Annotated in this window: 12 protein-coding genes and 1 other annotated feature; of the genes, 6 read left to right on the forward strand and 6 right to left on the reverse strand. The window is 47.1% G+C overall.

Going from position 1 to position 14348, the window contains the following annotated elements; genetic code table 11:
* Window positions 1-232: 232 nt before the first annotated feature.
* From ACYVR3_RS10600 to ezrA, 5 genes are all read right to left on the reverse strand, one after another.
* Complete coding sequence (locus ACYVR3_RS10600; RefSeq protein ID WP_461244230.1) at window positions 233-2899, reverse strand: valine--tRNA ligase; 2667 nt, start codon at window positions 2897-2899, stop codon at window positions 233-235.
* Window positions 2900-2968: 69 nt separating this feature from the next.
* Window positions 2969-3182: a binding site (T-box leader), on the reverse strand.
* A 23-nt stretch (window positions 3183-3205) separates the two neighbouring features.
* The gene (tpx, locus tag ACYVR3_RS10605) at window positions 3206-3715 is read right to left on the reverse strand and encodes a thiol peroxidase (RefSeq protein WP_054737361.1); all 510 of its coding nucleotides are present in this window, start codon (window positions 3713-3715) and stop codon (window positions 3206-3208) included.
* Between the two features lie 472 nt (window positions 3716-4187).
* A complete protein-coding gene (thiI, locus tag ACYVR3_RS10610; RefSeq protein ID WP_461244231.1) occupies window positions 4188-5405 on the reverse strand; it encodes a tRNA uracil 4-sulfurtransferase ThiI in 1218 nt (405 codons plus the stop codon).
* An 11-nt stretch (window positions 5406-5416) separates the two neighbouring features.
* A complete protein-coding gene (locus tag ACYVR3_RS10615) occupies window positions 5417-6565 on the reverse strand; it encodes a cysteine desulfurase family protein (RefSeq protein ID WP_057152322.1) in 1149 nt (382 codons plus the stop codon).
* Window positions 6566-6726: 161 nt separating this feature from the next.
* On the reverse strand, window positions 6727-8454 hold the full coding sequence (gene ezrA / locus ACYVR3_RS10620; RefSeq protein ID WP_461244232.1) for a septation ring formation regulator EzrA: 1728 nt from the start codon (window positions 8452-8454) through the stop codon (window positions 6727-6729).
* A 173-nt stretch (window positions 8455-8627) separates the two neighbouring features.
* Here ezrA and ACYVR3_RS10625 point away from each other — a divergent pair, with 173 nt between their 5' ends.
* Both ACYVR3_RS10625 and rpsD read left to right on the forward strand, forming a co-directional pair.
* Window positions 8628-9101, forward strand: coding sequence for a GAF domain-containing protein (locus tag ACYVR3_RS10625; RefSeq protein ID WP_461244233.1), 474 nt, complete (start codon window positions 8628-8630; stop codon window positions 9099-9101).
* A 195-nt stretch (window positions 9102-9296) separates the two neighbouring features.
* Window positions 9297-9902 carry a 30S ribosomal protein S4 gene (gene rpsD / locus ACYVR3_RS10630; protein ID WP_054737358.1) on the forward strand — a complete coding sequence of 202 codons (606 nt, stop codon included), beginning with the start codon at window positions 9297-9299 and terminating at the stop codon, window positions 9900-9902.
* A 421-nt stretch (window positions 9903-10323) separates the two neighbouring features.
* Here rpsD and ACYVR3_RS10635 read toward each other — a convergent pair whose 3' ends face one another.
* Window positions 10324-10920 (reverse strand): DUF1054 family protein, encoded by a 597-nt coding sequence (locus ACYVR3_RS10635; RefSeq protein ID WP_461244234.1) that lies wholly within the window; start codon window positions 10918-10920, stop codon window positions 10324-10326.
* Window positions 10921-10995: 75 nt separating this feature from the next.
* Here ACYVR3_RS10635 and ACYVR3_RS10640 point away from each other — a divergent pair, with 75 nt between their 5' ends.
* The 4 genes from ACYVR3_RS10640 (at window position 10996) to ACYVR3_RS10655 (ending at window position 13991) form a co-directional block, all read left to right on the forward strand.
* Window positions 10996-11460, forward strand: coding sequence for a YueI family protein (locus tag ACYVR3_RS10640; protein WP_461244235.1), 465 nt, complete (start codon window positions 10996-10998; stop codon window positions 11458-11460).
* Between the two features lie 32 nt (window positions 11461-11492).
* Window positions 11493-12776 carry a replication-associated recombination protein A gene (locus ACYVR3_RS10645; RefSeq protein WP_461244236.1) on the forward strand — a complete coding sequence of 428 codons (1284 nt, stop codon included), beginning with the start codon at window positions 11493-11495 and terminating at the stop codon, window positions 12774-12776.
* A gap of 353 nt (window positions 12777-13129) precedes the next feature.
* Window positions 13130-13426: a hypothetical protein gene (locus ACYVR3_RS10650; protein ID WP_461244237.1), complete on the forward strand. Its 297-nt coding sequence runs from the start codon at window positions 13130-13132 to the stop codon at window positions 13424-13426.
* An 85-nt stretch (window positions 13427-13511) separates the two neighbouring features.
* On the forward strand, window positions 13512-13991 hold the full coding sequence (locus tag ACYVR3_RS10655; protein WP_461244238.1) for a universal stress protein: 480 nt from the start codon (window positions 13512-13514) through the stop codon (window positions 13989-13991).
* Window positions 13992-14348 lie beyond the last annotated feature (357 nt).

Raw genomic sequence — 14348 nt, forward strand, 5'->3', positions numbered from 1 at the left:
GGCTTAACTTCGAGGTTTGAGACCGCCCTTTGGCTCAGACCGGCCCCACAGCAGGAACCTAGCCGCTGACCGGAATCAACAGTTTAAGCAAATCACCGCACTTCACAAACTGAACAGCATAATGCTTACGCTGGACACAAACGTAAGCATCAACGCAAAAGCTCCGGCTGGTTCAAGGTTCAAACCAGCCGGAGCTTTGCGTTAGCATCACGTATCGTTAGTGCTGATAGTGTTACTTTTCAGCTTTTAAAGCTGCGAAACGGTCTTTGGTAGCTTGGAGCTTGGCTTCGTTATCAGCTTGTTTTTGGCGTTCGCTCTCAACCACGTCGGCTGGGGCGTTGGCCACGAAGCGTTCGTTACTAAGTTTCTTCTTAGCACGATCGACTTCGCTTTCAAACTTCTTGATTTCCTTTTCAAGCCGGGCAGCTTCTTCGTCTAAGTCGACTAATTCAGCCAATGGTACGTAAACTTCGGCATCGCTGATGATCCCAGTCATGGCTAATTTCGGTGCGGCGATGTCGGCGCCAATTGTCAAGGCCTTTGGGTGAACGAACCGGTCAATGTAGTTCCGGTTAGTTTCGAACACGTGTTGTAAGTCCTTGTTGTCGGTCTTGATCAAGACGTCGATTTCAGATGACATTGGGGCGTTGGCTTCGGCCCGGATGTTCCGAACAGCTTTGATCAACTCGATCAAGTTGGCCATTTGGGCTTCGGCTTGGTCGTTTGCGAATTCGGCGTGGGTCTCTGGGTATTTGGCAACCACTAAAGAGTCCCCAACATGTGGCATCGTTAACCAAATCTTTTCGGTCACGAATGGCATGATTGGGTGTAGCAAACGCAAGGTTTGATCCAAGACGTAAGCCAGCACGTTACGGGTGTTGTCCTTAGCTTGTTCATCGTCACCGTTTAAGGTTTCCTTACTCATTTCGATGTACCAGTCACAGAAATCGTTCCAAATGAAGTCGTATAAGGCTCGACCAGCTTCACCGAAGTTAAACTTGTCGAACTGTTCAGTAACTTGAGCAACCAACTTGTTCAAGCGACTGAGGATCCAGCGATCAGCTAAGTCCCATTCACTTTCAGCTGGTAACTTCGGCTGCTTCATGTCACCAAGGTTCATGATGACGTAACGACTAGCGTTCCAGATCTTGTTGATGAAGTTCCAAGCAGCGTCCATCTTCGTGTAAGTAAACCGGATATCTTGACCAGGCGTTGAGCCGTTTGACAAGAACCAACGAAGTGCATCGGCACCGTACTTGTCGATAACGTCCATTGGATCGATCCCGTTACCCAGTGATTTACTCATCTTGCGACCTTGTTCGTCACGAATCAACCCGTGCAATAACACGTGCTTGAATGGCCGACGACCAGTGAATTCAAGGCTTTGGAAGATCATCCGTGATACCCAGAAGAAGATGATATCGTAACCGGTAACTAACGTATCGGTTGGGAAATACCGCTTAAAATCAGGCGCATCCGTGTTTGGCCAACCCATCGTTGAAAATGGCCATAAGGCACTTGAGAACCACGTATCCAACACATCTTTATCCTGTTCCCAGTTTTCGATGTCCTTAGGTGGTTGTTCGTTAACGTAGATTTCACCGGTTTCTTTGTTGTACCAAGCTGGAATCTGATGACCCCACCAAAGTTGACGGGAGATAACCCAATCATGAATGTTTTCCATCCATTGTGAAAAAGTCTTTTCGAACCGATCCGGCACGAAATCAACCTTGTCGTCAGTTTCTTGGTTCTTCAACGCTTGTTCAGCCAGTGGCTTCATCTTAACAAACCATTGCGTTGACAAGCGCGCTTCAACTTGAACCCCAGTCCGTTCTGAGTGACCAACCGAGTGAACGATTGGGTCGATGGCGATCATCAAGTCTTGGTCTTGGAGATCCTTAACCATGGCTTTCCGAGCTTCAAAGCGGTCCATACCTTCGTACTTACCGGCATTTTCGTTCATCGTGGCATCTTCGTTCATCGTGTTGATGCGTTCCAAGTTATGGCGGTTCCCAACTAAGAAGTCATTAGGGTCATGCGCTGGCGTGATCTTAACGGCCCCAGTCCCAAAGGCGGGATCGGCGTGTTGGTCACCAATGATTGGGATCTCACGGTCAGCTAATGGCAAGATAACTTTCTTACCGATAACGTCCTTGTACCGTTCATCCTTAGGGTTAACGGCAACGGCCGTATCACCCATCATGGTTTCAGGACGAGTAGTGGCAATTTCAATGTAATCCTTGCCGTCAAGGGTGGTTTCACCATCGGCAAACTTGTATTTGACGTGGTAGAAAGCCCCTTTATCGTCCTTGTGAATCACTTCAATATCAGACAAAGCAGTCCGCGCTTGTGGATCCCAGTTGATAATGTACTCGCCACGGTAGATCAAGCCCTTGTTGTAGAGTTGAACGAAGACCTTCTTAACGGCATCGGATAACCCTTCATCAAGCGTAAACCGTTCACGGGAGTAATCGAGTGATAGGCCTAACTTACCCCATTGGGTCTTAATGGTGTTGGCGTATTCGTCCTTCCATTCCCAGACCTTTTCAATGAACTTTTCACGACCAAGGTCGTAACGGCTGATACCTTGTTCACGTAACTTGGCTTCAACCTTTGCTTGAGTGGCGATTCCGGCATGGTCCATCCCTGGTAACCATAACGTATCGAAGCCTTGCATCCGCTTTTGACGGATGATCATATCTTGTAACGTGGTATCCCAAGCATGGCCTAAATGCAGTTTCCCGGTAACATTAGGCGGTGGAATAACGATGGAATATGGATGGGCCTTCTTGTCCCCACTAGGCTTAAACAGCCCGTCTTCTAGCCATTCGTTGTAACGACCCGCTTCAACGGCTTGTGGATCGTACTTGGGTGGCATTTCATTTGATTGTTCACTCATTAAATCAACTTCCCTTCTTTAATTTGATTGCTATGTAAGAAAAAAGCATCTCGTCCTATCATCTAACAATAATAGGACGAAATGCTTCGCGGTACCACCTAAATTGGGCTTTTAACCCCTCTCAATAACAATCGGTAACGGATGTCACTCCGGTTTGGCTTACTATCAGTTCAGCCAAACAGCTCGCAAGCTACTGGTCGTGGGTTACCGGAAACTGTTTCAGCCAGGCAGTTTCTCTCTGAACGGTAAGGGGCACGACCCCTCTTGCTTCAAATGCTTATACACGCTATGATAGCCAATTTTTAGCTAAGCGTCAACTCTAGATGTTAATTTTTCTAATGCATCAAGGGCTGCTAGGTAATCTGGTTCATTTTTGATTTCAGAAACGATTTCTTCGTAGGTGATCACACCCTCAGCATCAGTAATGATGATCGCCCGAGCTAAATTACCTAACGTTGGTAAATACAAGTCCGTCGCGTAGCCAAATGACAGCTCTTCATCAGAAAGTACTTGGAGGTTTTGAACCCCTTCAGCAGCACACCAGTTCTTTTGTTCTTGAATGGTGTTGTTTGAAATCGTTACGAAAGTTGCGTCAGGATAGTGGTCAGCCTGCTGATTAAACTTTTTAGTTTGTAAACTGCAGACCGGCGTGTTCAAATCCGGCACGATTGACAACACAAGTGGCTTGCCGATCAGTTGTGCCATCTTAACCTTTTCGTTATCCGCATTAAACAGCTTAAACTTTGGTAATTGGTCCCCAACTTGTGGTGGAGTCCCTTCTAATTCAACTGGATCACCGTTAAACGTCACCTTCACAATGAACACACTCCTTGGTCATTTTGAGTTAAATTTAACTCGTTTTTGCCTGAAATGCAAGCCTTACGTGGTTTTTCTGCTGACTGTCGTTTGTGTCCAGCGTAAGTGTTGGGTGCGATTTGGGTGGCGGCTGTTTGTCATCGCTACGCTCGCCAAAGCCGCATGAAAACCGGCGCTCTCAGGCTACAAAATTCGGCGTCACTTAAACTGTTATTTCCAGGGTTCCTGAAGTTGTAAGAACTTGTCAACCACGCGCTTTCTGGCCACCACGCCGAATGGTGCTGCGCGAGACTGAGAGCTGCATGCAAGGCGACATCGGTAAACCCGCCAGGCCCGGGCGCCTTCACCGATGTCGCCTTGCACACTGCTCTCACCCCGTCTCGCTCCGCACACTTACGCTGGACACAAACGTAAGAGCACACAAAAAAGCCAACCAATATAATCATATCGGTCAGCTTCATCAAATCCGCGATTACAGTAATTCTGCAAACACGTCTTCTTGTTGGTTCATGTAGTTTTCGCCTGGCTTGATTTCAGTCACGGTAATGCCGTTAATGGCTTCGGCCATCAACGCGTCAACGTCGATCAGCTTTTCAAAGTTCCGGGTCTTTTCAAGGTCAGGCCGGGTCTTTGGTGCTGGTGGCGTAAAGATCGTACAGCAATCTTCAAATGGTAAAATTGACAGTTCATAAGTGTCAATTTGTTCCGCAATTTTGATGATTTCGGTCTTATCCATCGACACTAATGGCCGCAAGACTGGCATCGTGGTGACATCGTTGATTGCCATCATACTTTCAAGGGTCTGTGAGGCCACTTGACCAAGAGATTCACCGGTGAACACACCCTTATCACCCCGGGAAGCGGCAATCGCAGCGGTGATGCGTAACATCATCCGCCGTTGGATGGTCATCAGGTAACCTTCAGGCACCTTTTCCTTGATTTCTTCTTGAACTTTCGTAAATGGCACTTGGATAAACTGGATACTACCAGCAAAGCCAGCCACTTTCGACGTTAAGTCCTTGGTTTTAGCCAAGGCTTGTTCACTGGTATATGGCGGACTGAAGAAGTGCACCATATCCAGCTTAACGCCCCGTTTCATGCCAAGGTAAGCTGCTACTGGTGAATCGATCCCACCAGAGATCATCATCGCAGCCTTACCACCAGTCCCAACGGGTAATCCGCCAGCGCCAGGAATCGTTTCGCTACTGAGGAAGATTCCGTTTAGGCGAACTTCCACTCGTAGCGTAATGTCTGGGTGCTTCATCTTTACTTGAATGCCAGGGATGTTAGTCAGGATGTGGCCACCCAGCTTATCATTGATTTCGTTGGTATCAAATTCAAACCGGTGATCTTGACGTTTCGTGTTGATCTTAAACGTCATGCCTGGTTCAAATTGAGCCTGAATCATCTTGAGCGCCATGTCTTTAACAGCGTCAAAATCCTTTTCCAGTTTAACAACTGGTGAAAAGTTTTCGATCCCGAAAACGCCCTTTAACCGCTCAATCACGGGGGTTGAATCGGTGCCGTTTAGTTCAACGTGCAACCGGTCGTGTTGGGCATGGATCTCTAAGTCTTCAAACTCATGCAGACTGCGACGAACGTTGCGACCAAGCACCCGGATAAAGTCCTTCCGGTTCTTGCCCTTGGTCGACAACTCGCCGTAGCGAACCATGATTTCAGAATATTGCATACTAGGCCTCCTTAATCGCTAAGTTTCTTGAATTGGTCGTAGAGTTGGTCAAATACTTTGATAAATTCATCGGCTTCCGCCAACGTGTTGTGCTCATCCAAAGAGATTCGAACTGCACTGGTTGCTAACGATTCAGGAACCGCCATCGCCGTTAACGTGCTTGAAGCCAAGTGCTTCTTCGATGAGCAAGCACTGGTCGTTGAAATATAAATATCATGCTCTTCAAACGCATGGACAATGGTTTCACCCCGCACACCTGAAATCGCAAAGCAGAGAATGTGTGGCGCAAAGCCATTATTAATTTCAGAAAAAGTGGTCACAAGTGGGAATTGACTCACGTGATCAAAAATCCGTTTTTTAATTTCGGCTTGCCGGGCAACCTTTTTAGGTTCGTCATTTAACAACAACCGTAATGCTTTGGCCATTGCCGCAATAGCGGGTAAGTTTTCAGTCCCGCTCCGCAGGTTACGCTCTTGACCACCACCGGTTAACAGTGGTGCAATCTTGCGGCCACGACGCGCATAAATAAACCCGATACCCCGAGGGCCGTGGAACTTGTGCCCTGAGAAGGTCACGAAGTCCACCCGATCGTTCATCACGAGCTTTTGAATACCTTTACCGATCCCCTGAACGGCATCGATATGGAAGTGAATCTTCGGATAGTCTTTTAACACATCCGCCACTTCGGCTAAGGGCTGAATCGTCCCGATCTCATTGTTGACCGCCATGACGGACACTAGAATCGTGGTTGGTCGGATAGCGGCCTTCAAATCAGCGATTGAGATGCGACCATGTTCATCAACGGGCAGGTACGTCACTTCAAACCCAAGTTGCTTTAACTGCTCCATTGAGTTATGAATGGCGTCGTGTTCGACCGCCGTTGTAATCAAATGGTTACCAAACGCCCGCTTTTCGATTGCAGTTCCCTTAACGACCCAGTTATCACCCTCAGTACCACCACTGGTAAAGAGAATTTCACTCTGAGAAACGCTTAATAGATCGGCAATTTGCTTACGAGACTGTTCCAACAGGTTAAACGCCTGTTCACCAAATTTGTGCAGACTAGAAGGGTTCCCCCAAATCTGATGGCTTACCTTATCGTAAGTATCCACCACTTCGGGAGCCGCTTGCGTTGTTGCACTATTATCAAAATAGATCATGTTATATCTGAGCCTCTTTATTTTAAATTGGTTCGACTCCAATTAAAAGTGTTTCCATTATAACAGAAAACGACTGATAGACAAGCGAGATTGATTGGGTTGCCAGCAAAAAAGCGGTACCAAGCAGCCCCTTTCAAGGCGCTTGATACCGCGTGTGTCAACTACGCTTCTTCGTTTGAAGGCGTGGTCGTTTGTTTATTTTGATAATATTGATCTTCTAGTCGTTTGTATGAACCAGGTTCAACTTGATCCAACACCGTTGCAATCGTTTCTAAACTCTTGGCATAGTCAAAATCGTTATCAAATAACTGTTGGGCTTTTTGACTCGCTTCAGCAACTTCGGCATGCGTCAACCGGTAGCGGTTCGCGTACTGAATCAGCTGTTCAGCCAGTAACGCGCTGTCCACCAAATCGTCGGTCTTTTCAGTTAAGATGTCCAGATCTGATTGAATCATGATCAACTGTTTCGTAATATCTTCCATGTTGATTTGGACTTGGTTGATATTTTCGTTTAGTTTCTTGATTTCATCACTGACGACCATGTAGTAATCTTGATAAGCCTTGCTGGCGCCTGGTAAGTTCAAGTTTTCAACTTGGCGCTTGATACTGTGCATCTCGAATTCAAATTGCTGCAAGGTTTCGCGAGCCTGTTGTTCTTCCTTGGCCAACCCCGCAACACTATCGTTGATTTCTTGCTGTTGCTGTTCGATCTGCGTCATTTCTTGCTTTTGTTTTTCTTGACGGCTAACAACCTGGGTCATTACCGCCGTTTGATCGTGCATCCGTTCAACGTCACTTTGATAGTCGCCTTCAATGGTTCGAAGCTGTTCCCGGAAACCACGGGCCGTTTCTAATTCTTGGTGATCCAAGGTGTAATTGAGGTTGAGCCGTTCCAGTTCCCGTAATAGCAAACTATTTTGGTTCTTGGCATGAGCGATGAACTTCGCTAAGTAATCTAAGTTAGCTTCGGCTTTAGGTTTCGCATTCATTTCTTGTTCCATCAAATCATAGAAGTGATCGATCTTAGTCGCAATCGCCGTATCATTTTGCGAAACCGTATCTAAATCTAAGTCGCCAAGCGCCGTCTTGCTGGTAGCAACCTGATCCGTCAACGCGTTGATTTGCTCTGACAAATCAGCCTCTGGGTATTTGTACCCCTCTGCCGTTAAGGTTTGTTCACCCTGTTGTAATTCGCGAATCTGATCAGGAAATTGGGTTTCAATATTCTTGAATAATGGCGGAATCTGTTGAATCATTTCTTCTAATCGATCCGTATCGCGTTGCAATTGGGCCAATAACTCGGCCGCCTTTTCGTGATCGCCTTGACTCGTTAGTTCGCGGAAGTGGTCATTGTCATCCTCTAGTTGCGCCAATTGACCTTCCAAACCGTCAATCGCTGGCCCGTACATGAAGTTCTTGGCCAGCAACGTTTTGCGTAATGATTGATACTTGCCTTCCAATGACTTAACCGCTTCTTTATGTTGCGTGTCTAAATCCTTCAGCGATTTAACCTGCGCCTGTAACTCATCAATGGCTTGTTGGGCAACTTTCAATGATTCATTTGCCTTGCCAACGGCCTGTTGAGCAGCAAATACGTGGTACTGCTTAGCTGCTGTGATGGCTTGACTAGTTTGCTTAGCTAATCGTGGTAACCGATTATCCGTCAATTCCTGAAAATCAGTTACGAGTGCCTTCACCTGTTCCAGCGTCTTACCAGTAAGGCTCATCCGCTTCACCTGATCCACGGCCTGCACAAGCTGGTCAATGTCTAAGGCCTGACGCTTTTGATCGACCGCCTTTAGTTTTCTGATCAAAACCTGTTGATAGATCAAAACACCGGCGTAAATAACAATTGCTAGAATAATGATCCCGATAAGCACCCTAAACATCTAATCCCCGTCCTTCATATCTAAAATACACACTATGTATATGAGTAATTATGATTGCTTTTTAATCTGCTAGCCATTAAAATCTATGCTAGCTTAAATTATAGCATACCTAGTGAAAAGGCTTCACCGTAAATTTGAAGTTTTAATTCATCTTTAGATAAGGAGATTAACACATGTCTGAAACTACCCCAGCAACTTCCTTGCTTAACCAGCAACTTGACGCCCTTTTATACAATGAACACAACTTGATTGCGAACCTGTCTAACGCATCAGCTTTGTTGAATCAATCCCTGGCGGATTTGAACTGGGCAGGGTTTTATCTGTATCAAGAAGCAGACGATGAACTCCTTTTAGGACCATTTCAAGGTAACGTCGCCTGTGTGCACATTCAAAACGGCGCTGGCGTCTGCGGAACAGCGTTTCAAACGCAAACCACGCAAGTCGTTAAAAACGTCCACGAATTTCCCGGTCACATCGCCTGTGATTCGGCCAGCAATTCTGAAATCGTGGTGCCATTGACCAAAAACGGGGTCAAAATCGGCGTTATGGATATTGATTCGCCATCCCTAGGTCGTTTCGACGATAACGATCGTCAAGAACTTGAACAATTTGCCGAGATTCTGCTCAAACATATTGACATCGCCTAGCGATTCGCGATATACTGGCATTTGTGTAAAATAATGCAGCGGTGAGCGGTAAGCTCGTCAACAGATCACTGCCAATTGGTGGTTCAGCTAGTAACCTGCAGCTGCACAAGGCGAACACTGCAAAGGGATCTGCACGAATATCAAACTCACGTTAGATTATTTTACTCCAACTAAAATTATTGGAGGAACCAATTTATGTCACGTTATACAGGTCCAAGCTGGCGCATTTCTCGTCGTCTTGGTGTTTCACTTTCAGGTACTGGTAAGGAATTAGCTCGTCGTCCATTCGCTCCTGGCGAACACGGCCAAGGCCGTCGTCAAAAGTTGTCTGAATACGGTACGCAACTTCGCGAAAAGCAAAAGTTACGGTTCACTTACGGTATGACTGAACGTCAATTCCACAACTTATTCGTTCGCGCCGGCAAGATCCGCGAAGGTAAGCATGGTGTTAACTTCATGATCTTACTCGAACGTCGTCTTGACAACGTTGTTTACCGTTTAGGTTTGGCTACTACTCGTCGCCAAGCTCGTCAATTGGTAAACCACGGCCACATCACTGTTGATGGCAAGCGTCTTGACATTCCTTCATACGAAGTTAAGCCTGGTCAAGTGATCAGCGTTCGTGAAAAGTCAAAGGACATGCAAATCATCAAGGATGCCGTTGAAGCCGTTGTTGGTCGTCCTCAATACGTTGAATTCGATGCTGATAAGCTCGAAGGTAAGCTTGTTCGTTTACCACAACGTGAAGAAATGGATGCAGAAATCGACGAATCACTTATCGTTGAATACTACAACCGTTAATATTTCCGTTAATATTTCGGTTTTCACAAAAAAAGATGCATACCCGCGGGTGTGCATCTTTTTTTGTGTAGATTTGCGTAACTTACGCTTGTGTCCAGCGTAAGCGTTGGGTGAATTTTGTGCGAAGGCTGTTTGTCATCGCTTCGCTCGCCAAAGCCGCACGAAAACCGGCGCTCTCAGGCTACAAAATTCGGCGCCACTTAAACTGTCATTTCTAGGGTTCCTGAAGTTGTAGGAACTTGTCAACGACGCGCTTTCTGGCCACCACGCCGAATGGTGCTGCGCGAGACTGAGAGCTGCATGCAAGGCAACATCGGTAAAACCGCCAGGACCGGGCGCCTTCACCGATGTTACCTTGCACACTGCTCTCAACCCGTCTCGCTCCGCACACTATCGCTGGACACAAACGACAGTATCAACCTCAAAGATTCAACGTTTCATAAAACGGTGCCAGTTCCGCAAACGTCTGCAACAACGTTGCCCGTAATTGGTCCGGGTCATCAAAGATTGGCTCATTTTTGAACCATTGACGACCAACCAAAAAGTCAGCCTGTTTAACCGTCTGGTAATGTTCCAGTTGCTTTTCAAGGTTGCGCAACGTTAAGTCGGTGGCCGGTTTAGCCATATGGTTCTGGCTAATTTCATAAGTTGCCCCTAACGTTGTGAACTGTGGTAACATGCCCGCTAACACTGGCGTCAACCGTTGCCGTTCCTTGGCTTCGGCCAAAACAGCTAACCAGATGAATAACCGGTCATCCCAGAACCCCAGCATGATATGTGGTGCCATCTTATATCCGCGTGGATTACCACTAAACGCGATCCAGGTGTTCATTGGCGGATTCTTGAACCGGCGTAAATGCTTGGCAACGTGCCCGTAAACCGGCTTCGTTTGGCCCATCGTTTCAATAATTGCTGGCGCTAATGCCTCAAATTTCGGGTCGATCACCGACCGAACCTTGGCCAACCGCCCAGCCAGTGTTAAGTCATCAAACACCGCAAAGTCTTCTTGATTAAACATCTTAACCCACCCCATTCAACTTTTCTCTACCCATATGTTAAACTGAGTTAAGCTTAAAAGAAAGGATGTTCTGCAATGCCTGACAAAGATCAATTATCGTCTCACCTTGACAATGCCATGTATGGCCCCCAGTTACTCCATCCGGACGAACAACGCCACTACTTGGGCACTTTCCGGGAACGTGTGTCGCTGCTGATGACCTTCGAACAGGTTGCAGCGCAAGAATATCTCACTGCCTTCCAACGTGAATTGGCGGCGAACCCCACCTACCAAGTTATTTTTAACGGTCACGTTGGTCAGGGAAATCTGCGCGCCTACATTCGACTTGCGGCACAGTCCAACACTGCCTTTACCATCGTCCAAGATGATTTTTATGGTAACCAGCCCACGGACTCCGGTCTGGTTGTAGTCGCTAAAACCGCAATTAACGTTTACCCGATTGCGGTCGCTGAGAAGTATCCAACTACAGCTGAACCCACTACGCCGGCTCCTGATAAATCCGGTTGGCGCACGAAATTAAAGCATTTTTTTGGTCAATAACGACCTAATTTAGAAAAGAAAGAAGTCAAACTATGCCACAACCACTTGCCTATCGCATGCGCCCACAACGAATCGAAGACGTTGTGGGTCAGCAACACTTAGTGGGACCCGGCAAAATCATCGCCCGAATGGTTCAAGCTAAGATGCTGTCCTCGATGATTCTTTACGGACCACCTGGTACTGGGAAAACGAGTATCGCCAGTGCTATTGCGGGATCAACCAAGTACGCTTTTCGAAAACTAAACGCCGCCACCGACTCTAAGAAGGATCTTCAGGTCGTCGCCGAAGAAGCCAAAATGAGTGGGACGGTCATTTTATTGTTGGACGAAATCCACCGGTTGGATAAAACCAAACAGGATTTTCTTCTCCCCCACCTTGAGAACGGTCGCATCATTTTAATTGGTGCGACTACTGAAAATCCCTATATGAGTATCAACCCAGCCATTCGTAGCCGGACCCAAATTTTCGAGGTTAAGCCCCTCACTGCCGATGACATCAAAACGGCGATTGACCGGGCACTGACGGATACGACTAACGGCTTAGGCGATACCAATATCAAGCTCGAATCCGCCGCGGAAACCTTCCTGGCAACGGCCACCAACGGTGATCTCCGTAGTGCGTTGAATGGGCTTGAACTCGCCGCCAAATCAACTAATCCCGATGCCAATGGCACCATTAATTTAACGTTGCCGATCATTGAAGAATGCGTTCAAAAAAAGGCGTTTAGCCATGACAAAGACGGCGATGCCCACTACGATGTCATCTCGGCATTTCAAAAATCCATTCGAGGCAGCGACACCGATGCAGCGCTTCACTACCTCGCACGGCTCGTTACCGCTGGTGACTTGCCTTCGATTGCCCGCCGACTGACGGTGATTGCCTATGAAGATATCGGGTTAGCGAATCCGCCAGCCTGCGCACGGGTTGTTGAAGCCGTGACCGCGGCACAACGACTGGGTTTCCCAGAAGCGCGAATTCCACTGGCAGACGCCGTGATTGAACTCTGCCTATCACCTAAGTCGAACTCAGGTATGGCAGCTATCGACGCTGCCATGGCCGACATCGCTAAGGGCCACTATGGTGACATTCCCGCCCATTTGAAGGATGCGCATTACAAAGGGGCAGCGGATCTCGGTCATGGGGTCGGGTACGACTACCCCCACAACTTTAAAAACGACTGGGTCAAACAGCAATATCTGCCCGATAAGATCAAAGACGCGCAGTACTACGTGCCCAAACAAAACGGTAAATTTGAAACCGCGTTGGGCCAGCAATACGACCGACTTCGTTCAGCACAGCATCAAAACAAGCATTAGTCACAGTTCTAATCGCACGTTGCTTGAAAAATCCAATGCCCTATGCTAAGATTAACTCGAGTTCTAGGGTGTGCGCGTTGCCCACATACGTGTTTGCCGAACAATTATTGTTACATTGGGACTTGGGATAACTCTGTTGGATGACAGGCCTTTTCACTTGGTAGTTTGAAGGCAGATATACCCGTCCCACCTGCTTTTTGAGCGGGCCAAAACCTATCGGGCAAATTAACGGCACTATTAGATCTTTCAAAACGGCAACGTTTTGAGAGCTGGCTTACACCTTGTGAGTCAGCTTTTTTTATATTGAAAATGAGTTAGCGCGGAGCCTTCCGCCCTACTGGAGGTATTTTGTTTTGGTAATCAACATTTTAATGGTCATCTTTGTTTGTCTCGCCCTCTTTGTTGGCGGGTTCTTCCTGCGTCACCTACACAAACCCTTTCTGGTCTTTCACCCCGAAAGCAACCCGAACCTCTCAGGCGTTGTTAAATTCAGTGGTGTCTCCCTGATCATCGCCGGCTTAATTGCCGCAGCGGCAACGATTTCTCAAAATGATATCTTTATTTCAATCAGCTTATTGATCGTTGTGCTTGACGTGGTCGGGATCCAGCTCATGCTGATCACCTTCTTCCCAAAGAACCTGAAAAAATAAACTTGTAACCGGATTCGCCTTTTACTTTTTATTTTGCTGAAAATAACGTAAAATAGAGGTAACAAGTAGAGAGAGGTGAGTCATTATGCTACAACAATACAATCACATCTTAGTTCCCGTTGATGGATCATACGAAGCAGAATTAGCCTTTGAGAAAGCGGTTGCCGTTGCCAAACGAAACGACGCCGATTTACACTTAGTTCACGTTGTGGATACCCGGGCCTTCCAAAACATCTCGAGTTTCGATACAACGATGGTTGAAGAAGTGACCGATACGGCCAAGAAGACTTTGGACAAGTACATTCAACAAGCTAAAGACGATGGGGTTACCAGCGTTGACTACTCGATTGAATACGGTGCACCCAAGACCATCATTGCGCGCGATATGCCTAAAAAGCTCGATATCGACCTCATTATGATCGGTGCAACTGGCTTAAACGCCGTTGAACGTCTCTTGATCGGGTCAGTTACCGAATACGTTACCCGGACTGCCGTTTGCGACGTCCTCGTCGTTCGGACCGATCTTCAAAACAAGCCAGCTAAACAACTGGCTAAACGAGATTAATCTTTAATTTTTGAATTATTTTAGCGTTAATTAGTGATGAAAAGTCTCACTGCGATTATTTATTCGTAGTGAGGCTTTTTTGTGCTGTTGTTTGCTTACGTTTGTGTCCAGTGTAAGTGTTGGGTGCGATTTGGGTGTTGGCTGTTTGTCGTCGCTTCGCTCGCCAAAGCCGCATGAAAACCGGCGCTCTCAGTCAACAAAATTCGGCGCCACTTAAACTGTTATTTTCAGGGTTCCTGACATTGCAGGAACTTGTCAACCACGTGCTTTCTGGCCACCGCGCCGAATGGTGCTGCGCGAGACTGAGAGCTGCATGCAAGGCGACATCAGTAAACCCGCCAGGCCCGGGCGCCTTCA

This window comes from Secundilactobacillus muriivasis (genome assembly GCF_054785195.1).

Bases quoted from the DNA above. Each gene is read 5' to 3' on its own strand.
- ACYVR3_RS10655 (WP_461244238.1), top strand. From the start codon at position 13,512: ATGCTACAACAATACAATCACATCTTAGTTCCCGTTGATGGATCATAC.
- ACYVR3_RS10640 (WP_461244235.1), top strand. From the start codon at position 10,996: ATGCCTGACAAAGATCAATTATCGTCTCACCTTGACAATGCCATGTAT.
- ACYVR3_RS10645 (WP_461244236.1), top strand. From the start codon at position 11,493: ATGCCACAACCACTTGCCTATCGCATGCGCCCACAACGAATCGAAGAC.
- ACYVR3_RS10625 (WP_461244233.1), top strand. From the start codon at position 8,628: ATGTCTGAAACTACCCCAGCAACTTCCTTGCTTAACCAGCAACTTGAC.
- ezrA (WP_461244232.1), bottom strand. From the start codon at position 8,454: ATGTTTAGGGTGCTTATCGGGATCATTATTCTAGCAATTGTTATTTAC.
- ACYVR3_RS10615 (WP_057152322.1), bottom strand. From the start codon at position 6,565: ATGATCTATTTTGATAATAGTGCAACAACGCAAGCGGCTCCCGAAGTG.
- thiI (WP_461244231.1), bottom strand. From the start codon at position 5,405: ATGCAATATTCTGAAATCATGGTTCGCTACGGCGAGTTGTCGACCAAG.
- ACYVR3_RS10600 (WP_461244230.1), bottom strand. From the start codon at position 2,899: ATGAGTGAACAATCAAATGAAATGCCACCCAAGTACGATCCACAAGCC.
- rpsD (WP_054737358.1), top strand. From the start codon at position 9,297: ATGTCACGTTATACAGGTCCAAGCTGGCGCATTTCTCGTCGTCTTGGT.
- ACYVR3_RS10635 (WP_461244234.1), bottom strand. From the start codon at position 10,920: ATGTTTAATCAAGAAGACTTTGCGGTGTTTGATGACTTAACACTGGCT.